The sequence below is a fragment of the Bacillus sp. CCB-MMP212 genome, from assembly GCF_022748145.1.
Classification (GTDB): Bacteria; Bacillota; Bacilli; order Bacillales; family Bacillaceae_G; genus Bacillus_A; species Bacillus_A cereus.
Window position 1 is genome coordinate 201,441 of the sequence record NZ_JALDQE010000004.1, and the last position, 25,676, is coordinate 227,116.

The following is a 25,676-nucleotide window of genomic DNA, read 5'->3' on the forward strand; positions in this document are numbered from 1 at the left end:
GGGCATTGGAGCTCCTGACGAAGAGGCGTAGTTTGCCTCACAGGAAGGCGCGAAATGACCGACTGTTCTAGCCGCTGGAACTAGATTCAATAAAAAGTGGAAGCGGCTCTTTCAAAAGAGTCGCGTAAGCTAAACTAATAAAAAATTAAAAGCCGACTTCGCTTAGAAAGCTGGCTAATTAAAAGAAAGCTAGGAGGGAACCCGATGAATAAAGGGCGCGTTACGCAAATCATGGGTCCGGTTGTAGACGTTAAGTTTGATGGCGGAAAGCTACCAGAAATCTACAACGCCCTTACGGTAAAACAAAGCAACGAAAACGGAAGCATGAACTTAACATTTGAAGTTGCACTTCATTTAGGTGATGATACAGTTCGTACAGTTGCGATGTCTTCCACAGATGGACTTGTTCGTGGCACAGAAGTAGAAGATACTGGTAAAGCAATCTCTGTACCAGTTGGTGATGCAACACTTGGTCGTGTATTCAACGTATTAGGTGATGCAATTGACTTAGATGGTGAACTTCCTGCGGATGTACACCGTGATCCAATTCACCGTCAAGCACCTGCATTCGAAGAATTATCTACTAAAGTAGAAATTCTTGAAACTGGTATTAAAGTAGTAGACTTACTTGCTCCTTACATTAAGGGTGGTAAGATCGGCCTATTCGGTGGTGCCGGCGTAGGTAAAACAGTATTAATTCAGGAATTAATTAACAACATCGCACAAGAGCACGGTGGTATCTCTGTATTCGCTGGTGTAGGTGAGCGTACTCGTGAGGGTAATGACTTATACCATGAAATGAGCGATTCTGGCGTAATCAAGAAAACTGCGATGGTATTCGGACAAATGAATGAGCCACCTGGAGCACGTCAACGTGTTGCATTAACAGGTTTAACAATGGCTGAGCATTTCCGTGATGAGCAAGGACAAGACGTACTTCTGTTCATCGATAACATCTTCCGTTTCACGCAAGCTGGTTCTGAAGTATCTGCCCTTCTTGGTCGTATGCCATCTGCGGTAGGTTACCAACCAACACTTGCAACAGAAATGGGTCAATTACAAGAGCGTATTACATCTACAAATAAAGGGTCTATCACGTCTATCCAAGCGGTATATGTACCAGCCGATGACTATACTGACCCAGCACCAGCTACAACATTCGCTCACTTAGATGCAACAACAAACTTAGAGCGTCGTTTAACACAAATGGGTATTTACCCAGCCGTAGATCCATTAGCATCTACATCTCGTGCACTTTCTCCAGAAATCGTAGGAGAAGAGCATTATGAAGTAGCACGTCAAGTGCAGCAAACTTTACAACGTTACAAAGAACTTCAAGATATCATCGCTATCTTAGGTATGGATGAGTTATCTGAAGAAGATAAGTTAGTTGTACATCGTGCTCGTCGTATTCAATTCTTCTTATCTCAAAACTTCCACGTAGCTGAGCAGTTTACAGGTCAAAAAGGTTCTTACGTACCTGTAAAAAATACAGTTAGTGGCTTCAAAGAAATTCTAGAAGGAAAATATGATGACCTTCCAGAAGATGCATTCCGCCTTGTTGGTAGCATTGAAGAAGTTATTGAGAACGCGAAGAAAATGATGGCGTAAGGCCTTAGGAGGGACGAAGTATGAAGACATTTCCAGTCAGTATTGTAACTCCTGATGGACCGGTTTACGAAAAAGAAGTAGAAATGGTAAGTGTAAAAGCAGAGAGTGGGGAAATGGGGATCTTACCAGGTCACATTCCAACTGTTGCACCATTAAAAATTAGTGCGGTTCGTCTGAAAAATGGTGGACACACTGATTATGTAGCAGTAAGTGGTGGCTTTATCGAAGTTCGTCCAGATAAAGTAACTGTATTATCATCATCTGCTGAAGAAGCAAACCATATCGATATCCATCGTGCAAATGAAGCGAAGCGTCGCGCTGAGCAACGTATGCAAGACAAACAAGCACATGTTGACTTTAGACGTGCAGAAATGGCATTACAACGTGCTGTGAACCGTTTAAATGTTTCTGATATGAAGTAAAAAAATCCGTAAGGGCCTTGCCTTTACGGATTTTTTTGTGTATTTTATGGATAATTTTACAAAACTGGTATAATTATATTGATGCTTGTATAAGTAGAAGTGTACAACAATTTATATTTTATGAAGGGGATGAATCAATGATCGGTGAAATGAAACGAGAAGCATTGTACTCTTTAAAGGGGAAATGGGGACTAGGTGTTGGATCAACGATTTTATATTTTATTTTAAGTTATGTCGTTTCGATGGCTGCAATGCTTATATTATTAATTCCAGGAATTATTATATTTCTTTCAGTTGTAAGTGTGACTGGATCATTTGAAGCGGAAACGATGTCAATTGGAGCGGGTATTACCTTTGGAATTTTTTATTGCATTATGATAATTTTGAGTAACGCATCGTATGGGATTACGTCATATGGTTATACAAATGTATTTTTACAGATTAGTAAACGAGAAGATGCTAAAGTAGATTACTTATTCGAAGGATTTCGTGGCTTTAAAAGAATGATGAAAACAATGTGGGCAATGCTTGCGATTTTGTTATATACGGGTACATGGATTCCGATGCTGTTAATAGGCTTATTTGCATTGTTAGGTGAAGAAGGGAATACGTCATTTGCAATAGCTTTCTTCGTACTATTAGCAATTTCAATTGTTGGTATGATTGTGATGTATTTTTCTTATGCACTGACGTACTATGTGATGATTGAAAATCCAGAATATAGTGTTTCGCAGGCGATGAAGGAAAGTAAGAATCTTATGAGGGGTCATAAGTTAGATTTGTTTCTTTTATGGCTGAGCTTCATAGGCTGGGTTGTTTTAGCGCTTCTTACTTTTGGAATAGGATTTCTTTGGCTTAGTCCGTATATGAGTACAACGACAGCACACTTTTATCGCTACATTTCAAAAGGTGAATTTCAATAGGAACATGCTATACTAATAGAATTATTGTGTATAGGAGGCGAGGCTACGCATGATTAGTGATCTAAAAGGAGAAGCACTAGATTCATTAGAAGGGAAGTGGGGATTAGCTGTTGGAGCTACACTGCTCATTTCAATTCTTATCACGGCTTTTAGTTTTAGTGTTGATTGGGGATTTTCTTTAATTTTCGGTTGGCAAAAAACAAATGGTTCACTTTCAACGAATATTCTTACATTTTTTGTTACTGGGCCGTTAACTTTAGGTGGATATTACCTTGGTTTAAATATCCTTCGTGAAAATCAAGCTAGTATCGGTAATGTATTCATTTGGTTTTCAGAGGGAAAGAGATTTCTAAAATCATTTTTATTATATTTATTAGTAAATCTTTATCTTTTCTTATGGACGTTATTGTTCATTATTCCAGGTATTATTAAATCATTTTCTTATGCGATGACATACTTTATTATAAACGATCATCCTGAATATTCACTGAACCAAGCTATTACAGAAAGTCGTCGTATGATGGATGGACATAAGATGGAGTATTTTATTTTATGTTTAAGTTTTATCGGTTGGTTTATATTAAGTTGTATTACATTAGGGATTGGATTCTTATGGTTAATTCCATATTTCTACACAACATCTGCGGCTTTTTACGAAGAGATCGCAGAAGAATATTATGAGAAAAATATTTAGCACTAAAAAACCCCCAGTATGAATTATTTGTTCATACTGGGGTTTTTTTGTAGAAACTTTATAAATTGATTGCTAGTAAGTGGTTTACTGAAATAGTAACCTTGCATATATTTACATTTATGTTTTTGCAGAAACTTAAGCTGTTTTTCGGTTTCAATTCCTTCGGCAACGACTGAAAGATTTAAAGTATTTGCGAGGGAAAGGATTGTAGAAACGATGGCTCGTTCTTCAGGACGATGATCAGCTAATTGTGTAAATTCTCTCGGTACTTTTAATGTGTCGATTGGAAAAATTGATAAATAAGCAAGAGAAGAATACCCAGTACCGAAGTCATCAATGGAAGTTTGGATACCGTATTCTTTTAATTGCTTCAGTCTTAATAACGTTTCTTTCTCGTCAATCATTGCAATTCTTTCTGTTAACTCAAGGGTTACATATTTTGGATCGACTTGCACGTCGTTTAATATTTGTGAAATGTTTTCGATTAATTGATCTTGCCGGAACTCTTTTGCAGATAAATTAACACTTATTTTTAAATTTTGGTAGCCAAAGGTATGCCATATTTTTAATTGGAGACAAGCTTCTTGTAATACCCAATGTCCAAGTGGGACTACTTGTGGCGTCTCTTCTACAATTGGAATAAACTCACATGGTGAAATGTCACCTAATAGCGGGTGTTTCCACCGTATTAAAGCTTCAGCACCGATAATTTTATTTGTTGTCGTATCAATTTGTGGTTGATAAACGAGATAAAATTCTTTGTTTACTAAAGCGATTGGCAAATCTTTTTCAATTCGAGCTTTTCGCTCCATTTTTTTATATAGTTCTTTCGTGTAAAGAGAGCTACCGTTTTTTCCTTTATTCTTTGCTTCGTACATGGCCATATCAGCATGCTGCAAAATGGATAGTGGATCTTCACCTGCTTCAGGATATATTGCAATTCCGATACTCGGTGAGATTTGTAAATGTTGATTTTCGATTTCAAATGGCTCATTCATGGCCGCTACAATCATATCAGCTATTTTTTGGACATCTGGCTTTTTTTTGTAATTCTCGATAAGGATTGTGAACTCATCTCCAGCTAGCCGCGCGAGTTTCATATTTGATGTTGATATTCTTTCGAGCCTTTTTGCTACTGCGATAAGCAATAGGTCTCCTACTCGATGACCGAGGGTATCATTAATAACTTTAAAACGGTCTAGGTCGAGAAACATAACAGCAAAAGACTTTTTCGATACTTTTGCTCGTGCAATTGCCTGTTCTAAATGTTTATGAAATGCACGACGATTTGCAAGCTCTGTTAAAGTATCATGGTATGCTAGGAAATTAATTTGTTCTTGTTGTTGTTTGCTTTCCGTAATATCTTTAATCATTAAATAAACTCCAGAAATTTTCTCCTTTAAAAAGATCGGTACGGCGGTAACGTGCAAGTAGTAAATATCTCTGTTTTTATGGTACGCCCGTATTTCTAAAGAGATAGAATATCCCTTTTTTACACGATGAAAGGCGTTAATCATTTCTTCTAAATCTTCTTCGTATATGAGTGAGTAGTAAGGCTGGTTTAATAATTCATTCGTTTGATAACCGAGTAAAGTAGTACCAGCGTTATTTACTTTGAGAAAATTACCGTACAAATCTAATGTGAAGATTGGATCTGGATGATGCTCGTATAAAGATTTAAACATTTGTTGATTATGATAGAGTTCATTTTTCTGTTCTACTAAATCTTCTGTACGTAGTTCAATTTGTTTCTCGAGTTCTGAGTTGAATTGCATTTGAGCTAGCAATAATATTTTATTTTGTTTTCGAACTAAACTATGACGTATGAGAACGAAAGAGAAAGTTATTATCAGTCCGATTACTATAATAGGCGCAAAAACGTATTCGACTAATATAAAAACAATAAGCATTACTACCGAAATATACGGTAATGATAATCGGATTGCTTCACCAATTTTAAGTGTTAGTAGTACTTGTTCTTGTTTTTCAGGTTCTTTTGTATGGAGAATACAGGCAATTGCTACTAGTACTAAGGTTACTTGATAGAAAGGAGTAACTGTAAACATAGAATACTCTGGTATGAAGTATTTTATATAAGCATAAATCGCATCGGTAGTAGCATATAAAATTAAAGCACTGCCAAGAAGCGCACCAACCTTTTTAGGTAATAAGGATAGTGGTTTGAATAAAAGATTGATTCCTATTAAGAGAAAGAGTAAATCAGCCATTGGATAGGTAAGTTGAACAAATATGTCGATATAGGATGTTGTAAAGATGTGAATGGTTCGTTCAATAAGTAAGTAGTAACTTAAAGTAAATTGGGCTGTAACGATAATACAAATATCACATAGCATAAAAAGTTTTTCTAATAAATCTCGGTTGTAAATGATTTCGTATAGAAAGGCAAAGGCAAAACTAACTAAAAAAAGTAAGTAAAAAAAATCAGACGGATCAACGAACGTATAGAAGTCCTTTACAATTAAACGCTGATAGGCAACGACTATATCACCGATAAAATAAGAGAGAGCTCCAACAGATAATATGATCCAAAATAAACGAGGTAGCCCTTCTTTCACGTTTGAAAAGTAAAGAATATAACTACAAGCGATAATATCAATTAATAGGGTACTCGTTCCGATTAATAGCTGAAAAGGAAATGAGTATTCATATAGAAAAGGCATCGCTACGTAGTGAAGCGTTATGGACAGCAATACAATGCTTATAAGAATACTTACATGTGTTTGTTTTTTCATTTATATCACCTACGGTTCCTTGAAAAGCATATATAAGTTTTATATTTATTTTGCACAATTATAGCAAGTTGTAAAGATAGATTTTAATAATTCTTGTTTCTGTCTCCCAACATATCGACATAGGAATTTGAAGTTTGCTATAATGATTAGAATAGTTGCATTATTTAGAAAAATTTAAAAATAATAATTACTGCAACTAGGACATATTGTTTACTATGTGAACTTGTTCTTAATTTAGGGGGGAGGGTTTCACAATGGCAAGTGTATATGAAAATAGTTATATGATCGTTTTGATTTTCTTGCTATTAGGTATATTGCTGCCGGTAGTGGCTCTTACATTAGGAAGGATGCTGCGCCCAAATAAACCAAGTGCAGCAAAGGCGACGACGTATGAGAGTGGAATTGAGCCTTTTCACGATGCAAATATTCGGTTTCATGCTCGTTATTATATTTTCGCTTTATTGTTTGTGATCTTTGATGTAGAAACTTTATTTTTATATCCTTGGGCTGTTGCGTATGACAAGCTAGGTTTATTTGCATTAATTGAGATGCTCATCTTTGTTGTAATGTTGCTAGTTGGATTAGCGTATGCTTGGAAAAAGAAGGTGTTACAATGGTTATAAATTTTGAGGAATTACATCCAAATGAGCGAGCAGAATTAGAACGAAATATCTTTTTTTCTACATTGGAACAGTTGAAAGGATGGGCGAGGAGCAATTCTTTATGGCCGATGACATTCGGACTGGCGTGCTGTGCAATTGAAATGATGGGAGTAGGCTCATCACATTATGATTTAGATCGATTTGGGTCATTTTTTCGAACTTCACCAAGGCAATCGGACGTCATGATTGTATCGGGAACAGTAACGAAGAAGATGGCTCCTATTGTTCGGCGTTTATATGATCAAATGCCTGAACCGAAATGGGTTATTGCGATGGGATCTTGTGCGACAGCAGGTGGTCCGTATGTAAATTCATATGCTGTTGTGAAAGGTGTAGACCAAATCGTACCAGTTGATGTGTATATTCCTGGTTGTCCCCCAAATCCGGCTGCTTTAATTTATGGAATTAATAAATTAAAAGAAAAAATTCGTTACGAAGCAAAGACCGGGAAGCAGGTGACGAATAAATGAGTAATCCAAACAAAGATTTAGAGGATCTGAAAAAAGAAGCAGCTAGGCGTGCAAAAGAAGAAGCGAGAAAACGCCTTGTAGCGAAACACGGGGCGGAAATAAGTGAGCTTGAGGCAGAAGATCGAGAAAAAGAGAAAGCGCTACCAAAAAATGATGATATTACTATAGAAGAAGCAAAACGACGTGCAGCAGCGGCAGCAAAAGCAAAAACGGCAGCGTTAGCGAAGCAGAAAAGAGAAGGAACAGAAGAAGTAACGGAAGAAGAAAAAGCGAAAGTGAAGGCGAAGGCAGCAGCGGCAGCAAAAGCAAAAGCGGCAGCGTTAGCGAAGCAGAAAAGAGAAGGAACAGAAGAAGTAACGGAAGAAGAAAAAGCGAAAGCCAAGGCGAAGGCGGTGGCGGCGGCCAAGGCAAAAGCGGCAGCGTTAGCGAAGCAAAAAAGAGAAGGGACAGAAGAAGTAACGGAAGAAGAAAAAGCGAAAGCCAAGGCGAAGGCGGCAGCAGCTGCAAAAGCAAAAGCAAAAGCAAAAGCAAAAGCAAAAGCGGCGGCGTTAGCGAAACAGAAAAGAGAAGGGACGGAAGAAGTAACGGAAGAAGAAAAAGCGAAAGCCAAGGCGAAGGCGGTGGCGGCGGCCAAGGCAAAAGCGGCAGCATTAGCGAAGCAGAAAGCCTCGCAAGGTGATGCGGATTCGGGAGATGAAAAGGCCAAGGCAATTGCAGCTGCAAAAGCGAAAGCAGCAGCGGCTGCAAGAGCGAAGACAAAGGGAGCTGAAGGTAAGAAAGAGGATGAGCCGAAGCAGGAAGAACCGTCCGTAAATCAACCGCATTTAAATCAGTATGTTGAGGCTATTAGGGAGAAGTTAGGAGAGGGTGCATTAGTAGATTCCTATATTAATAAATTGTCAAAGGATGTGCCAACTCTTGTGGTGGATCCCGCAAAATATTATGAAGTGATGGAGTCACTGCGATTCCATGAGGGACTTGCTTTTGATTATATGTCAGAGCTACATGCGACGGATTTTGTGACACATATGGAAGTGTATGTTCATTTGTTTTCATATGGCAAGAAACAATCGGTAGCGGTGAAGGTAAAACTAGACCGGGAAGCGCCGCAAGTCGAGTCTGTGACAGCGCTTTGGAAAGGGGCTGACTGGCCGGAGAGAGAAGCGTACGATTTGCTCGGCATTGTATTTAAAGGGCATCCGAATTTAACGCGTATTTTAATGCCAGAGGATTGGGTAGGATATCCGCTTAGAAAAGACTATGAACCGTATGATGTGGAGGTGTAGCTATGATCCGCACGGAAGAGATGCTTTTGAATGTAGGACCTCAGCATCCGAGTACACATGGTGTGTTCAGGCTCGTAATTAAGATTGACGGGGAAATTATTAAAGAAGCTACACCGGTTATTGGGTATTTGCATCGCGGGACGGAAAAGATTGCTGAGAGCTTACAGTATACGCAAATTATTCCTTATACAGATCGAATGGACTATTTATCAGCCATGACGAATAATTACGTCATTTGCCATGCTGTAGAGACGATGATGGGGCTTGAAATTCCAGAGCGTGCCGAATACTTGCGAGTACTTGCGATGGAGCTAGGAAGAATTGCAAGCCATCTCGTTTGGTGGGGGACGAATCTTCTTGATATAGGAGCGGTCAGCCCGTTTCTGTACGCGTTTCGTGAACGAGAGATGATTATAAATTTATTAAATGAATTATGCGGGGCACGGCTTACTTTTAACTATATGAGAGTTGGTGGTGTGAAGTGGGATGCGCCAGATGGTTGGATTGAAAAGGTGGAAGAGTTTGTTCCGTATATGAGAGAGCAATTGGCAGGTTATCATGATCTTGTTAGCGGTAATGAGATTTTCTTAAATCGTGTGAAAGGCGTTGGTATATATAGCGCGGAAGAAGCGATTTCGTATTCTTTAAGCGGAGCAAATTTGCGGTGCACTGGAGTAAACTGGGATCTTCGCAAAGATGAGCCATATTCGATTTATGATCGTTTTGATTTTGATATTCCTGTTGGAAGCGTGGGAGATGCTTGGGATCGCTACGTTTGCCGAATGCAAGAAATCGAGGAGTCTTTAAAGATTGTTGAGCAAGCGGTTCAACAGTTCCCGAAAGATGGAGCTGTGCTGGCAAAAGTACCGAAAATTATTAAGGCACCTAAGGGAGAAGCATTCGTACGTATAGAATCGCCGCGCGGAGAGATTGGTTGTTATATCGCAAGTGATGGAAAGAAAGAGCCGTACCGTTTGAAGTTTCGTAGACCATCTTTTTATAACTTGCAAATTTTACCGAAGTTATTAAAAGGTGAAAACATCGCTAATTTAATTACGATTTTAGGTGGAGTTGATATTGTACTTGGGGAGGTTGATGGCTAATGATTGAGACGCTCTTACAATCACCTTCAAGCTGGACGAATTTCTTCATTTTTTTCGGATTAGCGGTGCTTCTACTATTTGCAGTCCTTGGCTTCGTTACATATGGAATTTTGGCAGAACGGAAAGTGATGGGGTTTATGCAAGGGCGGATTGGACCAAACCAGGTTGGAGGCCGATTCGGTTTACTGCAAACGGTAGCTGATGTTTTAAAACTATTATTGAAAGAAGATAGTATTCCGAAAGCAGCAGATAAACCGCTGTTTATATTAGCGCCTGTCATTGCATTTGCACCAGCATTTATGGTGCTTGCAGTTATCCCGTTCACTGATAAATTTCAATTTGCAGATATTGGAGTCGGGCTACTTTATTATATTGCTGTTTCCGGTATTACGACGATAGGTGTTGTAACTGGGGGATGGGCATCGAATAATAAATATTCCCTTTTAGGAGGGATGCGTGCGGCGGCGCAAATGATTTCTTATGAGATTCCGCTCGTAATGAGTGTAATTGGTATCGTTTTGTTAGCTGGTAGCCTGAATTTAAATGAGATTGTAGCGGCGCAGGAGAAGGTTTGGTACATTTTCGTACAGCCAATTGGCTTCGTCGTTTTCTTAATCGCAGCAGTTGCAGAGTTAAATAGGACGCCATTCGATTTGCCAGAAGCGGAGTCAGAACTTGTTTCTGGATACCATACGGAATACTCAGGTTTTCGCTGGGCGTTTTTCATGCTTTCAGAGTACGTATATTTCTTCGGGATGGCATCGTTAATTACAGTGCTCTTTTTAGGAGGATGGAATCCAGTCATGTTTCTTGGATTTATCCCAGGTGCCGTATGGTTTGCTTTGAAATTTAGCAGTGTAGTCTTTCTATTAATTTGGTTCCGCGTTACGTTCCCACGTATAAGAGGTGACCAGTTAATGGAGTTTGGATGGAAAGTATTATTGCCGATTGCACTTGCAAATATTTTCTTAACGGCATTGATTAAGGAGTTATTCTTCTAATCTATGAGGGGGGTGCCAGTAAGAGATGAAAGGACTATTTAAAGGATTAAAATATACATTAAGTAATTTGAGCAAGAAGAAGGTAACGTATGATTATCCAAATCAGCCGTTGCCGTTGCCAGACCGTTTTCGGGGGATTCAAAAATTTTATCCGGAGAAATGTATTGTTTGTAATCAATGCTCTAACATTTGTCCGACAGACTGTATTCAGTTAACAGGAAAGAAACATCCAGATCCTACGAAAAAAGGAAAAATTATCGACACGTATGATATTAATTTTGAAATTTGTATTCTTTGTGATTTATGTACAGAAGTTTGCCCGACAGAGGCAATTGTCATGACAAATAACTTTGAACTCGCGGAATATTCACGTGATGACTTATTTAAAAATTTGCAGTGGCTTGACGAAAACGACGAAAACGTCAGGAAGGAGAATAAGGCATGAATGGCGAGTTTGTAGCATTCTTTATACTATCCTTGTCTGCAATTATCGGCGGTGTTCTTATGTTGAACTTAACGAAAGTTATGCACATGATGCTAGCTCTCGTTCTGACATTTCTCAGCATTGCAGGTTTGTATTTTCTTTTATCAGCTGAATTTATAGGCGTTGCACAAATTTTACTTTACTCTGGTGCAATCACAATTATTATGATTTTCGGCATTATGTTAACGAAACATAACGCGGAAAATGAATCGCGTCTTACTCTTCGAAAATGGATTATCTTCTTTGCAGTTGTAGCATTTGGAGCGGTTATGTATTTCGCTGTTAATAATGTTGATTTTGCAAATGAAAGCACACAAGGAAGTTTACCTCTCCATGAAAACAACACACTTCAAATCGGTACGCTTCTCTATTCAAAATATATTATTCCATTTGAACTAACTTCAGTTATTTTACTTGTAGCACTCGTTGGCGCGATTATACTTGCGAAAAAGGACGAGAAAGAGGAGGATTCCAATGAGTAGCGTTCCGGCTTCTGCATATTTAACACTTGCGATTATTTTGTTTTGCATCGGTCTATTTGGAGCTTTAACAAAGCGGAATACAGTAATCGTATTAGTTTGTATCGAATTAATGCTGAATGCTGCCAATTTAAACTTAGTGGCGTTTAGTAAATTAGGCCTATTTCCGAATTTAACAGGTCAAATTTTCTCACTGTTTACGATGGCTGTAGCGGCAGCAGAAGCGGCGGTAGGACTCGCTATTTTAATTGCTTTGTATCGTAATCGTACGACAGTTCAGGTAGATGAAATGGATACGCTCAAAGGATAGCATTGTGACCGAAAAAGGGGGAAGGAAACAATGATCGATTATGCATGGCTCATACCGCTTTTCCCACTCGTTTCGTTTTTGTTACTTATTATATTCGGGAAGAAAATTAGAGAAGGAAGCAGCGTACTTAGTATTTTTTTCGTCTTTCTCTCCTTTATACTTGCGGTACTTGTGTTAATAGAAAGGTTTTCAGAAGCAAGCGTGAAGCATAAGTGGGTGTGGCTTAGAGCTGGAGATGTGGATATATCATTCGGCTTTGAGGTGACTGCATTAGGAGCTTTAATGTTATTTATCGTTACGCTTGTGAGTCTGCTTGTACATGTGTATTCGAAAGGTTATATGAAAGGTGATGAACGATTACCAACTTTTTACGCATATTTAGGACTCTTTACATTTGCGATGTTAGGGCTTGTTATATCAACGAATTTATTACAGCTTTATATATTTTGGGAATTAGTTGGCCTTGGCTCATTTTTACTTATCGGTTTTTATTTCTTTAAAGAAGAAGCGAAGGCTGCTGCAAAAAAGGCTTTTATTATGACCCGTATTGGGGATGTTGGTTTATTTATCGGGATGATTTTAATTTTTTGGTACGCAGGTAGTTTTGAATATGACGCAATATTTAGGGCGATTTATACAGGGGATTTACCTCCTTACATGATTACGATAACAGCGATATTAATTTTTATCGGGGCGATGGGGAAATCTGGTCAGTTCCCGCTTCATACGTGGTTGCCAGATGCAATGGAGGGGCCAACGCCTGTTTCGGCACTTATTCACGCCGCGACGATGGTTGCAGCAGGCGTATATTTAGTAGCGACGATGTTCCCTCTATTTTCAGCAAGTACAGTGGCGATGCAGACCGTGGCAATCGTTGGAGCTTTCACTGCAATCTTTGCGGCCTCTATCGGTCTCGTGCAAACAGATATAAAGAGAGTACTTGCTTATTCTACAGTTAGCCAGCTTGGATATATGATGCTTGCGTTAGGTTCTGCAGGTTATGTAGCCGGTGTCTTCCATTTAACGACACATGCTTTTTTTAAAGCACTACTATTTTTGGCAGCAGGAAGTGTAATTCATGCAGTGCATACGCAAAACATTAATAAAATGGGCGGTTTACAGAAGAAGATGAAAGTAACTGGTACGTTATTTCTAATAGGTACCCTTGCCATTAGCGGTGTTCCGCTCCTTTCCGGTTTTTTCAGCAAAGATGAAATTTTAGCGGCGACTTGGATGAATGGCAATTACGTTTTATTTACTTTAGCAGTAATTGCGGCGTTTTTGACAGCGTTTTATATGTTCCGCCTATACTTTCTTGTCTTTACCGGAGAAACGAAGACGAAGGAAGATGTGCATGAGTCGCCCCGCGTTATGACGTATCCAATGATTGTTCTCGGCGTTCTCGCAGTAGTGGCAGGATATATAAATACACCATGGTTCGGTACGTTTCTCGGAGATTGGTTGACGAAAGATGTAGGGTTCAAGGTTGAAGAAGCGCATGGGCCAGTTTGGATTATGATTGTTGCGACGCTCGTTTCATTTGCGGGAATCGCTCTTGCATATTTTATATATGGCAAGAAATCAATTTCTAGAGATTGGGCTGGGGGTACGGAAACCTCGCTTTATAATCTTTTGAAAGAAAAATATTATGTGGATGAACTATACACCATGACGGTGATCCCTATTACAAAAGGAATCGCTCATGTGCTTCGCTTATTTGAAGTGTATGTAGTCGAGGGAATTGCAGTTTTAATTGGAAGCGTAGTTAAAGGCACAAGTAATCTTGGATCGAAACTTCAAAACGGGAATGTACAAGTGTACGGTACTGTAACGGCTGTTTCGCTCGCTGTACTCGTCATTATTTTGCTCTATACAGGAGGGGATTTACGATGAATGATTTGTTGTTAACGTTCTTCATTTTTTCCCCGCTTTTAGGAATTTTCTTGCTTGTATTAACACCGAAAAAGGAATTGCGTACAGTGCGGGCGCTTGGCTTATTTGGGACGGCACTTCCATTTGGAATCGCTATCGTCCTCGCTTGTACATATGCTTCTGGAAAGAGCTTGTCACTATTTGATGAAAAGGTGAAATGGATTAAGTTCGGAGATTTTACAGCGGTGGATAAAAGGTGGTTTTCTATTTATTACGAGCTCGGTATTGATGGTTTGTCGCTTGTTATGATGGTGCTGACGGCTCTTCTAGCGATGCTCGCAGCAATTGCAGCCTTTTCTATTAAAAGAAATTTAAAAGCATTTTATATGCTGTTACTCATGCTAGAAATAGGGATGCTCGGCGTCTTTGCTGCTCAAAATCTAATGTTGTTTTTTATCTTCTTTGAAATTACGTTGCCACCAATGTTCTTATTGATTGGGAAGTGGGGGAAATTATCGAGCGAAAAGGCTGCGTATAGTTATTTAATATATAACGGTATTGGCTCAGCTATTTTGCTCATTGTTTTCTCAATTTTGTTCGCGAAAACAGGTACAACAAATATTGTGGAGCTGAAAGAGATATTAAGAAGCGTAAGTGCAGAAGGAGAACTCATCATCCCAAGTAGCTTGCAGCTTGGTGTATTTATTTTCATAATGATTGCCTTTGCAATTAAACTACCTGTTTTTCCGTTGCACCGTTGGATGGTCAATGTGCACATAGAAGCGCATCCAGCTGTAGTTATGCTTCATGCTGGTGTTTTGCTAAAGATTGGAGCGTACGGTATTATTCGCTTCGGAAAAGGGCTATTCCCGGAATATTTTCACGATGTTGCAACGCTAATTGCGATATTAGGTGTAATTAATTTATTGTACGGTGCCTTTTTAGCGCTCATCCAAACGGACTTTAGGAAAGTACTGGCTTACTCTAGTATTTCGCATATGGGAATTGTGTTAATGGGACTTGCGTCACTTAATGCACCGGGTACACAAGGGGCGTTATTCCAGGTTGTATCGCACGGTTTAATTGCAGCCTTACTGTTTTTCTTACTCGGTGTTATAGAACAACGTTTCGGAACATCAGAAATTACAGCGCTTGGTGGACTCGCAAAAAGTGTCCCAGTACTTAGCGGCTTCTTCTTAGCAGGAGGAATGGCATCGCTTGGATTACCAGGGATGTCTGGGTTTGTTAGTGAATTTCTTGCCTTTCTCGGTTTATTTCAAGGAGAGCCCGTCATTGCTGCAGTCGGTGTGATTGGCATCATTTTAACTGCTGTATACGTATTAAGAGCGACACTTCAAGTGACATTTGGAAAGAAAGAGTGGGAAGCAAAATCTGATATACACGGATGGGAGTACGTCCCTGTTTTACTACTTATCTTTTGTATTATTGCAATTGGAGTTATGCCAGAGATACTAGGGGATCCGCTTCAAAATACATTGAAAACATTGGGGGTGAAGTAGGATGGATATGAATACGTTACTTAGCTTATCGTGGCATCTAATGGTGCCAGAATTTATTATTCTCGGGGCCGCCATCCTTCTGTCCATATGTGATTTGTTTTTTAAGCTGAACCATAGATATGTAGCTCTTGGTGCGATCGCTGCCATCGTATTAGCAATTGTGTCATTAATTACGCTATATAGCGAACCAGCTGGAGATATTTTAAATGGATCGTTTGTGTTAGATGGATTTTCAAAAGGGTTTAAAACGTTGTTATTAGGCGCCTCAGCTCTCATTTTATGCATCGCAATGAGCGATGATAAGAAGAATCCGATTGAAGATAAGGGCGAATATTATTACTTATTTTTAATGGCACTTCTTGGTGCGATGTTCATGGCTTCTAGTGTTGACTTTATCACCCTTTTCGTTGGTTTAGAGTTACTTTCACTTTCTTCTTATATTTTAGTAGGAATACGAAAAAAGAACCGTGCATCAAATGAAGCGGCAATGAAATATGTCATTAGCGGAGGAATTGGAACGGCGATCACGCTCTTCGGAATGAGTTATTTATACGGTATTACAGGTTCAACTAACATTGTAGATATGCAAAAGGTACTCACTGGGGAGCTCGCTAGTGGTATTCAGTTATTGCTAGCTCTCGCATTTCTTTTATTGCTAGTCGGTCTCTCATTTAAAATTGCCACAGTGCCGTTTCATATGTGGGCACCTGATGTGTATGAAGGAGCGACTACACCTGTTACCGCTTTTCTTGGAACGATTTCTAAAATTGCTGGGTTCCTACTCATTATTCGTTTGTTCCTTATGGTTTTTGCAAGTGTATTAATACAAGGAGATATGCAGTCTTTATATGGGCATATGAGTATATATATTGCGGTGCTAGCAAGTATTACGATGATTGTTGGGAATGTAGTCGCGTTAAAACAATACAATATAAAACGTTTATTTGCTTATTCAGGCATTGCGCATGCTGGGTATTTGCTCGTTCCACTTGTGGCATTATCACCATTTACGCTGGATAGCATGTGGTTTTATATGCTGGCATACATGCTTATGAATATAGGCGCGTTTGCCATTATCCACGGCTTAATCTTACAAAACGATAAGGAAAACATAACGATTTTCACCGGATTATATAAGAGATCACCATTTGCAGCGATCATGATGACAATCTTTATTTTATCGCTGGCCGGGATACCAGGGACGGCTGGCTTCATTGGAAAGATTAACATCTTTTTAGGCGCGCTTCATGTAGAGCCAGCACATTACGTACTAACTTCGATTATGATGGGTACGACAGTTGTTTCATTCGTATATTATTTCCGTATTTTACAACAAATGTTTTTCCGCACCGGAGAGACAGAAGAGAGGATACGGTTACCATTAAATATAAAGGTTGTTATGAGCCTTTGTGCAATTTCGATTGTAATACTAGGGATTATGCCGATGATTGGGTACAATTTCTTTTATGAATATTTTCCATTAATGAAAGATTTCTTCTTCTTAGGGAACGTGGTACAATAGTGAAAATAAAAGGTGTGGAGTCAGTACTCTGCGCTTTTTATTTTGTGTTAACTTGTAATGTAGATATACGTTTTTTGAAAGAAAATCACGATGTAAAATGTAAGATGTCTATGTGCATTTGAAAAAGTGTGGCTCCTACTTATTATGGTATCGTTTTTATATTCTTTCATAAGTAGTAGCTGAGTAAAAAGGGGTCGATTTTTTGGCACAACTTTTAGGGCAACAAGCACTGATTGCCATTGTTTCGCATTTATTGTTTATTACCATTACGTGGTGGGCTTTGCAAGGCATTCACATTGAGCGTTTAATGAAGTCCGGAAAAGTGCTGCAGACGCGAGTATTACTCATCTTAATTACAATTGCAATTGGGACATCTGTAAGTAACTTTTTCCTTGATTATTTAGGCTATTCGAAGAGTTTAACGTATTTAGTAAAGTAAGTGTATAGAACCTCAAATCTCCGTTAACAATGGGGATAGGAGGGGATGAAATTGAAGCTTAAAGCCATTCTTATTGTTGCACTTAGTGTTGTTTTATTTTTGGTTGGATATAGAGAGATGAAACCGATAAGCGATGAACAGAAAATGGAGAGCATGATTAAGGCTTTAGAGAAAAATGATGCTAAAGTAGAAAAATGGTCATGGTTAGCTAGAGAAACAAAAACAATTTCTAATATACATACGTTTCAAAAGTTGTTAAACGATGTGAAGGACAAGGCAAATATTCAAAAGTGGGAAGTAGAGCAATCTCCAGATGGATATAAAGCTACATCCTATAAAAAGTTTGCTTCTCATGAAGAACGAGTAGTAGTAACTTGGAGTAAAGAAAATACTAAAGAAAACACTTTCATTATCTTTGAAGTAAGTGGGGCGAAATGGGACCCGAAGTATGTTCAAAAAGTAAATAAAATTTTTAGTGAAAAACCTATAATTTACACTTGTGTTCAAGGTGTACTGAATGATAAGATTGAAGGTGTTTTGCAAAATAAAACCAATCAGGTTTTGAAAGATCTTTCAGCAAGAGCGATCGAACAAGTAGAAGAAAGAGCATTTGTGTCAGTCTCCGCATACAATAAAAAGTGGGATGACGCTCTTTCAACAAATAGAGAGAAAATAAATGTGCAAATAGCAATACGTTCTACAGACAACAAAGATACAATTGTGGTTGGCACACCGATCATAACTTCTGAGTATTGAGTGAATAGATACTGAAAAAAGGACACGGAGGGGAATAATTTGGAAAAGATCATCGTCCGTGGCGGAAAGCGGTTAAACGGCACAGTGCGTGTTGAGGGCGCAAAAAATGCTGTATTACCTATAATCGCTGCAGCCCTATTAGCGAGTGATGGAAAGAATGTACTATCTGAAGTACCAGTTTTGTCTGATGTATACACAATTAATGAGGTATTACGTCATTTAAATGCTGAAGTCGTATTTGAAAATAATCAAGTAACAATCGATTCTTCTAAAGAACTAAACATTGAAGCACCATTTGAATATGTACGTAAAATGCGTGCATCTGTTCAAGTAATGGGACCATTATTAGCACGTAACGGTCGTGCTCGTATTGCACTTCCTGGTGGATGTGCAATCGGTTCACGTCCAATTGACCAACATTTAAAAGGCTTCGAAGCAATGGGAGCAAAAGTACAGGTTGGTAACGGTTTTGTTGAGGCATATGTTGAGGGAGAACTAAAAGGAGCTAAAATCTACTTAGACTTCCCAAGCGTAGGCGCGACAGAAAACATTATGTCTGCAGCTACATTAGCAAAAGGGACAACAATTCTTGAAAACGCAGCGAAAGAACCAGAAATCGTTGACTTAGCTAACTTCTTAAATGCGATGGGAGCGAAAGTACGCGGAGCTGGAACTGGAACGATTCGTATCGAAGGCGTTGATAAATTATATGGTGCAAACCACTCTATTATTCCTGACCGTATTGAAGCGGGAACATTCATGGTTGCAGCAGCAATTACTGGTGGAGACATCTTAATTGAAAATGCTGTACCTGAACATTTACGCTCAATTACAGCGAAAATGGAAGAAATGGGTGTTAAAATTATTGAGGAAAACGAAGGTGTACGTGTTATCGGCCCAGATAAGTTAAAAGCGGTTGATATTAAAACTATGCCTCACCCAGGTTTCCCAACAGACATGCAATCACAAATGATGGCATTATTACTACAAGCTGATGGAACAAGCATGATTACAGAAACGGTATTCGAAAACCGCTTTATGCACGTTGAAGAATTCCGTCGTATGAATGCTGATATTAAAATTGAAGGTCGTTCTGTTATTATGAACGGTCCAAACAGCTTACAAGGTGCTGAAGTAGGCGCAACTGATTTACGTGCTGCAGCTGCATTAATCTTAGCTGGTTTAGTATCAGAAGGTTATACTCGTGTAACTGAGTTAAAACATCTTGACCGTGGTTATGTAGATTTCCATAAGAAATTAGCTGCATTAGGTGCAACTATTGAACGTGTAAACGAAAAAGTAGAAGAAGTGAAAGAACAAGAAGTTTCTGATCTTCACGCTTAATTGAAATAGTCTCTATGTCTTTTGACATAGGGGCTATTTTTTTTGGGTTATTACTGTTATAGTCAATAAATTCTATACTTATGCACGTACCAGTAAAAATATTTAGAAAATTTCCGTTTTATGCTCTTCCCCTTAAGTGTGTTCTAAAAGAAAGAGTTGTTCCATAAGAATGAATGGAGTAAAGCTTTTATATTGGGGGAAAAATAGGATGAAATTTTCAAAGCCACTTTTTATTACAGTAGCGCTCTTAATAGCGCTCGTTATCATTGTACCTGCAGCTCTTGTTATCCCATTTGCGAAAGCAAAAGTAGGGGAAGAAACGGCCTCTAAAACTCCTCCAGCGATAGAAAGTATACCAGCTCCAGGAAAAGTAGATACAGCGGTTCAAGTTGCTGTATATCGTGAGAAACAAAAGAAGGTAGAATCATTACCTATGGAGGAGTATGTGACCGGTGTAGTAGCTTCTGAGATGAATGCCAGTTTTGAAATAGAGGCACTAAAGGCACAGGCATTAGCAGCAAGAACATTTGTAGTACAACGTATGCTAAGCGGAGGAAAGAAAAATAATGCAGACGTGACAGATACGGTGAAAGATCAAGTGTACAAAAGCAAAGATGAATTGAAGAAGCAATGGGGCAATAACTACGAAAATAATTTGAAGAAAATCGAAGAAGCTGTTTCGAAAACAGCAGGACAAGTTTTAACGTATGATGGAAAACCAATTTCAGCATCCTTCTTTTCAACGAGTAATGGTCGAACAGAAAATGCAGCTGACTATTGGGGAAATGATTATCCGTACTTGAAAAGTGTAGATAGTCCGTGGGATCAAGCCTCACCAAAGTTTACGAGCGAGCAAACATTTACAGTAGCTGATTTTCAAAAACGTCTCGGTGTGAAAGTGCTAGCAGACGGGAAGGTTGGAAACATTAAAGACCTTACGGAAGGAAAGCGTGTAAAGGATGTAGCTTTTCAAGGAAAAACATTAACAGGAAAAGAAGTTCGTGAAAAGTTAGATTTACGTTCTTCTGATTTCACGTGGAAACAACAAGGAGATAAAATCATCGTTACGACGAAAGGCTTCGGTCATGGCGTTGGTATGAGTCAATACGGGGCGAACGGCATGGCAGCGGAAGGAAAGAAATATACAGATATCGTCGCTCATTACTATAAAGGCGTTGAAATAAAGACGATGAATGATTATGAAGGAAAATTGATGGTGAAGAAATAGGTGTCAGAACTCTGGCACCTATTTTTTCCTGTTTAAAATATCATAATTTTCCATTAACTGTTTGATATAATAGGATAAAAAGGCATTTGGGGGAAATGAAATGGCGTTACTAGAGTTGAAACAATTAGGGAAGGCGAACCAGTTACCGGCAATTGAGCTAGAGGTGGAGAAGGGACAATGTATTGTTTTGCAATGCAATAATCATACAGCTAAAGTGTTACATCGCATCATTATTGGTGAAGAAGAGGCGTCGACTGGCAATGTACTGTTTGAAGGGGAAGCAATTGGAAAGAAAAATTATTCCCGCATCGGTTTTTGTTTTTTGAAAGATGAGGCATATGATCGTTTGAAGGTGAAAGAATACTTCAAATTTTTATTAGGGCTTTATGAATCAAAGATAAGTATAGAAGAAGTTGTGCAGTCTGTTGGTCTCCTAGATAAACTAAACGTTAAAATAGAAAAATTATCATTTTCAGAGAAACGCCGTCTTCATATCGGGCGAGTGATGATTCATAATCCGGATTTAGTTATTTTGGAAGAGCCAGAGCAAAATGTAGATATAGAGAGTACGGTTATTATTCGAAAAGCAATCATGAAAATGAAAGAACAAGGAAAGGCGATTTTTATTACGTCATCTTTCCTATCGGATGCCCTTTCGTTAACGGAAGATGTATATATACTAAACAATGATGGTGTGAAAAAAGTAGAAATTGAACAAGAGGAAGCAGAAAAAGTCGATGAAGAGAAGGTCGTTCAAATAATTCCGCAAATGAAGTTAGAAAGAATACCTGCGAAAGTGAACGATAAAATCATTTTACTTGATCCGATGGAAATCCATTTCATTGAAACACAAAACGGAGTGACACATATTCACGTTCGTGAAGGGGATTTTGTATGTGCATTAACATTAAGTGAACTAGAAGCGAGATTAACAGGTTTTGGTTTCTTTAGATGTCATCGCTCGTATCTTGTGAATTTACAAAGAGTGCGAGAAGTGATTACTTGGACTCGTAACAGTTTCAGTTTAATTTTGGATGACGAAAGAAAAAGTTCAATTCCGCTTTCAAAAGGACGCATGGATGAATTAAAAGGCGTGATTGGGCTATAAAAAGTGCTCCAATAAGCTCAACATGCGATTCATTCACCGGTAAAAATACTCCTTTTACCGGTATTTTACTGCGCAAACCCTTTGTTTTTCATATGATTGAGTCAAGAAAAGCGAAACAAACAAAAAGCGCTAAAGCGACTTTCATCTATAAAGAAGAAAAACAAAGGGGATGAAGAAATGACATTGGCAATTGAAATGAAAGATGTAATGAAAAGTTTCAGTGGAAAAACGGCACTTCGAAATGTAAATATTGAGGTGAAGCAAGGAGAGATATTCGGATTCCTCGGACCGAGTGGATCTGGTAAGACGACAACAGTAAAAATTTTAACTTCTCAATTGCTTCATAGTGTTGGAACGGTAAGAGTATTAGGGAAAGATATTACAGGACCAAGTAGCATCGATTACAAACGAATTGGTATTTTAACAGATAACAGCGGCTTATATGAAAGACTTAGCATTTATGATAACTTACTATTATTTTGTGACTTATACGATTGCAAAAAAGAAAGAATCGATGAAGTACTAACACAAGTAAATTTATTAGATGATAAAAAAACACCAGTAAAGAAACTATCAAAGGGAATGAAGCAACGCGTCACACTGGCAAGAGCAATCCTTCATAAACCAGATATCCTCTTCTTAGACGAACCAACATCTGCACTCGATCCAGTAAACGTACAAAACATTCATAAAATCTTAAAAGACTTAAATGAAGAAGGAACGACAATTTTCTTAACGACTCACAACATGGATGAAGCAGAAACGCTTTGTAACCGTATTGCCTTCCTTTGTGGCGGAGAAATTGTAGCGCTGGATACGCCAGAGAACCTACGCTTACAATACGCTAAGAATCAAATACAGGTCGTATTAAAAGATAAACAAAAAGAAGTAGTGCAAAAAGATGAATTAGGCGCAAAACGTATTTCAGAATGGATGAAAAAGGGCGAACTGTTATCTATTCATTCACACGAACCAACGCTAGGCGATATCTTTATTGAAGTTACTGGGAGGGGACTATAATGACATTTTCAATGAGAAGATTTTCAGCTATTTTTCGGAAAGAAGTCCAAGATTTTAAGACAAATTCACAAGTGTTATTAATGGCATTTTTACCAATTATACTTTCATTTTTGTTTAGCAGATTTGGAGTGGGAAAGGAAATGTTAGGCACTACTACTATAATGGCCTTCCTATTTGTCGCAGGATTTGTTCAATCTATGGTAATTGCAGAAGAAAAAGAAAAACATACACTGCGTGTGTTGATGTTATCCCCAGCATCTTCTGTTGAAGTTCTTCTTGGAAAGAGTTTATTAACATCGGGTCTGACGATGGTCATTTGTATTGCAAATTTATTCATTTTAGATCAGTTAAATATTAATCTTCCATTGGTAGGATTGGTATTCTTATGTGGAACTATTTTGTTTATCGTGCTTGGAACAATGATTGGATTACTTGCATCTTCTGTACCACAAACATCTTTAATTGGTATGCCTATTTTAATGACGATGTATTTAGCTGTACAATTTGAGCCGATGGTTGAAAATAAAGTAATTAAGACACTAATTGAGTATCTTCCAACATCTCATATTGTAAAAGCAATCAAAAGCTTAGTAGATGGAGCTGGGTTTAGTAGTATTAGTGGGCATGTATTAAATGTTGGAGTGTGGCTTATTATTGCGCTTATTGCGTGTTTAATCGTATATAAGAAGAAACAAATGGACTAAAAACTGAGCCGAAACGCTCAGTTTTTTCTTTTTTCTATCATTTCCTCGGAAATTTTACAGTTCTTATACATATTTTTACAAATTTTGTCGAAAAGTAATTAGTTATACGTTGTATAGGATACGTGAATATTGTTCAAAATGATTGCTGAGGTGATGATGGAATGCGAGGAAGAAATAATAAAAAGTCGCAAAAGGTAGTACATTTATTTCAAAAAAGATGGGTGTTTCCGGCACTATACATTGCTTGTGCAGCGGTAATCTTAATGGTTGCGCTATGGTTCCAAGGAGCTAATCCGAAGAAGACTCCAAATCACGATCAAGCAACACCGTATACACAATCGGAAGATCCAGCAGTACCAGTAACGAAATCTTCAGAAGTAGTGAAAATGCCAGCTGCCGCGAATGCGGAAGTAGTCGTACAAAAGAAATTCTATGAAGATGCAGCAACTGAGGCGGAACAAGAAAAAGCACTTGTCTTTTATAACAACACATATTCCCCAAACAAAGGAATTGACATTGCTGCGAAGAATGGAAAAGAATTCAATGTTGCCGCTGCTTTAAGTGGTACAGTAACGAAAGCTGAAAAAGATTCACTTCTTGGTTATGTTGTAACAGTTGATAGTGGAAATGGTGTAGCGGTATCTTATCAAAGCTTAGGCAGTGTGAAAGTAGAAAAAGGTGCAAGAGTTGCACAAGGTGAAGTATTAGGAACATCCGGTCTAAGTGCAATGAATAAAGAGGCAGGCTCTCACGTTCACTTTGAAGTACGTAAAGACAATGTGGCTGTGAACCCTGAACGTTACTTAAATAAATCAGTAACAGAAATTAAAGCTGATGCAGGTGCTGCAAAGGCTACGAATGCTTCTGGTAAAAAAGCTGATGACAAATCTCAAAAAGAAGAGAAGTCAACGAGCACGAAACCAGAAAATAAAACAGAAGACAAGTCTCAAAAAGAAGAGAAATCAACAAGCGGTTCAACTAGTGACAAAAAAGAAGAACCGAAGAAAGAAGAAAAATCAACAAACGGTTCTACAGAATCATCTAACGATTCTTCTTCACAAGAATAAGAAAGTGAAAAAATCAGTTCTCATCAAGAGAATTGATTTTTTCATTTTTATATAAAAATAATCAATTTCGAGAAAAAAGTTGTAAAAACAAGGAAAAATGACGAGATTCTCGAATATATATTACAAAAGGGAGGGGATACTGTGTCATTTTTGTTTGTTCTGTCGACTGCTATTATTTTATTGTTTGTTTTATTCACTTTATATTATTATATTGCCGGTAAGAAAGAGGTTCCCCACCATCAGTTGTTAGAAGAAGAATTGGAACGAGAAGAATGACGCCTTTTATACAAGGTGTCATTTTTTTTTGGCCATAATAGTCAGTTTTAACGTATTTCTCACAAAAAAACGTAATTTTTCTTAACTTAGTCCGCAAAAATAGTGAACATGTAGCATATATCAGTAGTGCGGGCAATACAATGGTATAAACCAAAGCAAAGAGAGTGTTTGAGGTGAGAAATCGTGAATCATTTCATTATAAATCCAAGAATGTTTAACGCTTACAAACAGCACTCACACTTACTTCTTAGTCATATGCAGCGAGGCTCATTTCACCCTTCTCACATCCAAATTAGGGAGGCGAGTGGTGTGCACGATTACATCAAAGAGAGAACTATCAAGATTGGTAAGTATATCGTGGAGACAAGAAAGACAGTGCGTGTCATTGCAAAGGAATTTGGGGTATCAAAGAGTACAGTCCATAAAGATTTAACAGAACGTCTACCAGAGATTAATCCAGAGCTCGCAAATGAAGTAAAAGAAATTCTTGATTATCATAAGTCTATTCGTCATTTAAGAGGTGGAGAAGCAACAAAACAAAAGTATAGAAAAGAAGATGTAGAGAAGCCTGTACGTCAATAATGTTACAGTAGCAAACATTCCGTTCACATTCGGTAATATT

General features: G+C 38.3%; 26 protein-coding genes. 25 read left to right on the forward strand and 1 reads right to left on the reverse strand.

Annotated features, from left to right (window positions below):
- Positions 1-204 precede the first annotated feature (204 nt).
- From atpD to MRP26_RS12850, 4 genes are all read left to right on the forward strand, one after another.
- Entirely contained in the window at positions 205-1,611 is a 1,407-nt protein-coding gene (gene atpD / locus MRP26_RS12835; RefSeq protein ID WP_001032596.1) for a F0F1 ATP synthase subunit beta, read from the forward strand.
- A 20-nt stretch (positions 1,612-1,631) separates the two neighbouring features.
- Complete coding sequence (gene atpC, locus MRP26_RS12840) at positions 1,632-2,033, forward strand: F0F1 ATP synthase subunit epsilon (protein ID WP_000847215.1); 402 nt, start codon at positions 1,632-1,634, stop codon at positions 2,031-2,033.
- Between the two features lie 137 nt (positions 2,034-2,170).
- Positions 2,171-2,956 carry a DUF975 family protein gene (locus tag MRP26_RS12845; RefSeq protein WP_053563312.1) on the forward strand — a complete coding sequence of 262 codons (786 nt, stop codon included), beginning with the start codon at positions 2,171-2,173 and terminating at the stop codon, positions 2,954-2,956.
- A 49-nt stretch (positions 2,957-3,005) separates the two neighbouring features.
- Positions 3,006-3,650: a DUF975 family protein gene (locus MRP26_RS12850; RefSeq protein ID WP_023523558.1), complete on the forward strand. Its 645-nt coding sequence runs from the start codon at positions 3,006-3,008 to the stop codon at positions 3,648-3,650.
- Between the two features lie 23 nt (positions 3,651-3,673).
- On the opposite strand, the gene MRP26_RS12855 is transcribed toward MRP26_RS12850, so the two are convergent.
- Entirely contained in the window at positions 3,674-6,403 is a 2,730-nt protein-coding gene (locus MRP26_RS12855) for a putative bifunctional diguanylate cyclase/phosphodiesterase (RefSeq protein WP_242806181.1), read from the reverse strand.
- Positions 6,404-6,657: 254 nt separating this feature from the next.
- Here MRP26_RS12855 and nuoA point away from each other — a divergent pair, with 254 nt between their 5' ends.
- The 21 genes from nuoA (at position 6,658) to spoIIID (ending at position 25,636) form a co-directional block, all read left to right on the forward strand.
- Positions 6,658-7,026, forward strand: a complete 369-nt coding sequence (gene nuoA / locus MRP26_RS12860) for an NADH-quinone oxidoreductase subunit NuoA (protein WP_000179273.1) — start codon at positions 6,658-6,660, stop codon at positions 7,024-7,026.
- Complete coding sequence (gene nuoB / locus MRP26_RS12865) at positions 7,017-7,535, forward strand: NADH-quinone oxidoreductase subunit NuoB (RefSeq protein WP_000236331.1); 519 nt, start codon at positions 7,017-7,019, stop codon at positions 7,533-7,535. The genes nuoA and nuoB overlap by 10 nt, the downstream gene beginning before the upstream one ends.
- Positions 7,532-8,821, forward strand: coding sequence for an NADH-quinone oxidoreductase subunit C (locus tag MRP26_RS12870; protein ID WP_242806184.1), 1,290 nt, complete (start codon positions 7,532-7,534; stop codon positions 8,819-8,821). Before nuoB ends, MRP26_RS12870 begins: the two co-directional genes overlap by 4 nt.
- 2 nt (positions 8,822-8,823) lie before the next feature.
- Positions 8,824-9,924, forward strand: a complete 1,101-nt coding sequence (gene nuoD / locus MRP26_RS12875; RefSeq protein WP_000621434.1) for an NADH-quinone oxidoreductase subunit NuoD — start codon at positions 8,824-8,826, stop codon at positions 9,922-9,924.
- Complete coding sequence (gene nuoH, locus MRP26_RS12880; RefSeq protein WP_000573426.1) at positions 9,924-10,925, forward strand: NADH-quinone oxidoreductase subunit NuoH; 1,002 nt, start codon at positions 9,924-9,926, stop codon at positions 10,923-10,925. Before nuoD ends, nuoH begins: the two co-directional genes overlap by 1 nt.
- A 25-nt stretch (positions 10,926-10,950) precedes the next feature.
- Positions 10,951-11,370 (forward strand): NADH-quinone oxidoreductase subunit NuoI, encoded by a 420-nt coding sequence (gene nuoI / locus MRP26_RS12885; RefSeq protein WP_000677191.1) that lies wholly within the window; start codon positions 10,951-10,953, stop codon positions 11,368-11,370.
- A complete protein-coding gene (locus MRP26_RS12890; protein WP_001012812.1) occupies positions 11,367-11,891 on the forward strand; it encodes an NADH-quinone oxidoreductase subunit J in 525 nt (174 codons plus the stop codon). Before nuoI ends, MRP26_RS12890 begins: the two co-directional genes overlap by 4 nt.
- Positions 11,884-12,198, forward strand: a complete 315-nt coding sequence (nuoK, locus tag MRP26_RS12895) for an NADH-quinone oxidoreductase subunit NuoK (RefSeq protein ID WP_000100079.1) — start codon at positions 11,884-11,886, stop codon at positions 12,196-12,198. The genes MRP26_RS12890 and nuoK overlap by 8 nt, the downstream gene beginning before the upstream one ends.
- A 30-nt stretch (positions 12,199-12,228) precedes the next feature.
- On the forward strand, positions 12,229-14,091 hold the full coding sequence (gene nuoL, locus MRP26_RS12900; RefSeq protein WP_242806185.1) for an NADH-quinone oxidoreductase subunit L: 1,863 nt from the start codon (positions 12,229-12,231) through the stop codon (positions 14,089-14,091).
- Positions 14,088-15,590, forward strand: a complete 1,503-nt coding sequence (locus MRP26_RS12905; protein WP_242806186.1) for an NADH-quinone oxidoreductase subunit M — start codon at positions 14,088-14,090, stop codon at positions 15,588-15,590. The genes nuoL and MRP26_RS12905 overlap by 4 nt, the downstream gene beginning before the upstream one ends.
- A 7-nt stretch (positions 15,591-15,597) precedes the next feature.
- Positions 15,598-17,112, forward strand: coding sequence for an NADH-quinone oxidoreductase subunit NuoN (gene nuoN / locus MRP26_RS12910; RefSeq protein WP_346770925.1), 1,515 nt, complete (start codon positions 15,598-15,600; stop codon positions 17,110-17,112).
- 202 nt (positions 17,113-17,314) lie between these two features.
- A complete protein-coding gene (locus tag MRP26_RS12915) occupies positions 17,315-17,551 on the forward strand; it encodes a DUF1146 family protein (protein ID WP_000057889.1) in 237 nt (78 codons plus the stop codon).
- Between the two features lie 51 nt (positions 17,552-17,602).
- Positions 17,603-18,307, forward strand: coding sequence for a YwmB family TATA-box binding protein (locus MRP26_RS12920; protein ID WP_000767913.1), 705 nt, complete (start codon positions 17,603-17,605; stop codon positions 18,305-18,307).
- Positions 18,308-18,346: 39 nt separating this feature from the next.
- Entirely contained in the window at positions 18,347-19,651 is a 1,305-nt protein-coding gene (gene murA / locus MRP26_RS12925; RefSeq protein WP_000411275.1) for a UDP-N-acetylglucosamine 1-carboxyvinyltransferase, read from the forward strand.
- Positions 19,652-19,859: 208 nt separating this feature from the next.
- Positions 19,860-20,879: a stage II sporulation protein D gene (gene spoIID / locus MRP26_RS12930; protein ID WP_000672651.1), complete on the forward strand. Its 1,020-nt coding sequence runs from the start codon at positions 19,860-19,862 to the stop codon at positions 20,877-20,879.
- Between the two features lie 100 nt (positions 20,880-20,979).
- The gene (locus MRP26_RS12935) at positions 20,980-21,987 is read left to right on the forward strand and encodes a LytTR family transcriptional regulator DNA-binding domain-containing protein (RefSeq protein WP_053563319.1); all 1,008 of its coding nucleotides are present in this window, start codon (positions 20,980-20,982) and stop codon (positions 21,985-21,987) included.
- Between the two features lie 177 nt (positions 21,988-22,164).
- Positions 22,165-23,007 carry an ABC transporter ATP-binding protein gene (locus MRP26_RS12940; RefSeq protein WP_088022160.1) on the forward strand — a complete coding sequence of 281 codons (843 nt, stop codon included), beginning with the start codon at positions 22,165-22,167 and terminating at the stop codon, positions 23,005-23,007.
- A complete protein-coding gene (locus MRP26_RS12945) occupies positions 23,007-23,711 on the forward strand; it encodes an ABC transporter permease (RefSeq protein WP_078400607.1) in 705 nt (234 codons plus the stop codon). Before MRP26_RS12940 ends, MRP26_RS12945 begins: the two co-directional genes overlap by 1 nt.
- A 161-nt stretch (positions 23,712-23,872) precedes the next feature.
- On the forward strand, positions 23,873-24,778 hold the full coding sequence (spoIIQ, locus tag MRP26_RS12950) for a stage II sporulation protein SpoIIQ (protein WP_001214922.1): 906 nt from the start codon (positions 23,873-23,875) through the stop codon (positions 24,776-24,778).
- Positions 24,779-24,919: 141 nt separating this feature from the next.
- A complete protein-coding gene (locus MRP26_RS12955; RefSeq protein ID WP_000008903.1) occupies positions 24,920-25,054 on the forward strand; it encodes a hypothetical protein in 135 nt (44 codons plus the stop codon).
- Positions 25,055-25,363: 309 nt separating this feature from the next.
- Positions 25,364-25,636 carry a sporulation transcriptional regulator SpoIIID gene (gene spoIIID, locus MRP26_RS12960; protein WP_000544012.1) on the forward strand — a complete coding sequence of 91 codons (273 nt, stop codon included), beginning with the start codon at positions 25,364-25,366 and terminating at the stop codon, positions 25,634-25,636.
- Positions 25,637-25,676 lie beyond the last annotated feature (40 nt).

Coding starts and splice junctions, on each gene's coding strand:
- MRP26_RS12845 (WP_053563312.1), top strand. CDS start 2,171: ATGATCGGTGAAATGAAACGAGAAGCATTGTACTCTTTAAAGGGGAAA.
- atpC (WP_000847215.1), top strand. CDS start 1,632: ATGAAGACATTTCCAGTCAGTATTGTAACTCCTGATGGACCGGTTTAC.
- MRP26_RS12945 (WP_078400607.1), top strand. CDS start 23,007: ATGACATTTTCAATGAGAAGATTTTCAGCTATTTTTCGGAAAGAAGTC.
- nuoI (WP_000677191.1), top strand. CDS start 10,951: ATGAAAGGACTATTTAAAGGATTAAAATATACATTAAGTAATTTGAGC.
- spoIIQ (WP_001214922.1), top strand. CDS start 23,873: ATGCGAGGAAGAAATAATAAAAAGTCGCAAAAGGTAGTACATTTATTT.
- MRP26_RS12870 (WP_242806184.1), top strand. CDS start 7,532: ATGAGTAATCCAAACAAAGATTTAGAGGATCTGAAAAAAGAAGCAGCT.
- nuoD (WP_000621434.1), top strand. CDS start 8,824: ATGATCCGCACGGAAGAGATGCTTTTGAATGTAGGACCTCAGCATCCG.
- nuoA (WP_000179273.1), top strand. CDS start 6,658: ATGGCAAGTGTATATGAAAATAGTTATATGATCGTTTTGATTTTCTTG.
- MRP26_RS12850 (WP_023523558.1), top strand. CDS start 3,006: ATGATTAGTGATCTAAAAGGAGAAGCACTAGATTCATTAGAAGGGAAG.
- MRP26_RS12890 (WP_001012812.1), top strand. CDS start 11,367: ATGAATGGCGAGTTTGTAGCATTCTTTATACTATCCTTGTCTGCAATT.
- nuoL (WP_242806185.1), top strand. CDS start 12,229: ATGATCGATTATGCATGGCTCATACCGCTTTTCCCACTCGTTTCGTTT.
- atpD (WP_001032596.1), top strand. CDS start 205: ATGAATAAAGGGCGCGTTACGCAAATCATGGGTCCGGTTGTAGACGTT.
- MRP26_RS12940 (WP_088022160.1), top strand. CDS start 22,165: ATGACATTGGCAATTGAAATGAAAGATGTAATGAAAAGTTTCAGTGGA.
- nuoH (WP_000573426.1), top strand. CDS start 9,924: ATGATTGAGACGCTCTTACAATCACCTTCAAGCTGGACGAATTTCTTC.
- nuoN (WP_346770925.1), top strand. CDS start 15,598: ATGAATACGTTACTTAGCTTATCGTGGCATCTAATGGTGCCAGAATTT.
- spoIID (WP_000672651.1), top strand. CDS start 19,860: ATGAAATTTTCAAAGCCACTTTTTATTACAGTAGCGCTCTTAATAGCG.
- nuoK (WP_000100079.1), top strand. CDS start 11,884: ATGAGTAGCGTTCCGGCTTCTGCATATTTAACACTTGCGATTATTTTG.
- MRP26_RS12855 (WP_242806181.1), bottom strand. CDS start 6,403: ATGAAAAAACAAACACATGTAAGTATTCTTATAAGCATTGTATTGCTG.
- nuoB (WP_000236331.1), top strand. CDS start 7,017: ATGGTTATAAATTTTGAGGAATTACATCCAAATGAGCGAGCAGAATTA.
- MRP26_RS12935 (WP_053563319.1), top strand. CDS start 20,980: ATGGCGTTACTAGAGTTGAAACAATTAGGGAAGGCGAACCAGTTACCG.
- MRP26_RS12905 (WP_242806186.1), top strand. CDS start 14,088: ATGAATGATTTGTTGTTAACGTTCTTCATTTTTTCCCCGCTTTTAGGA.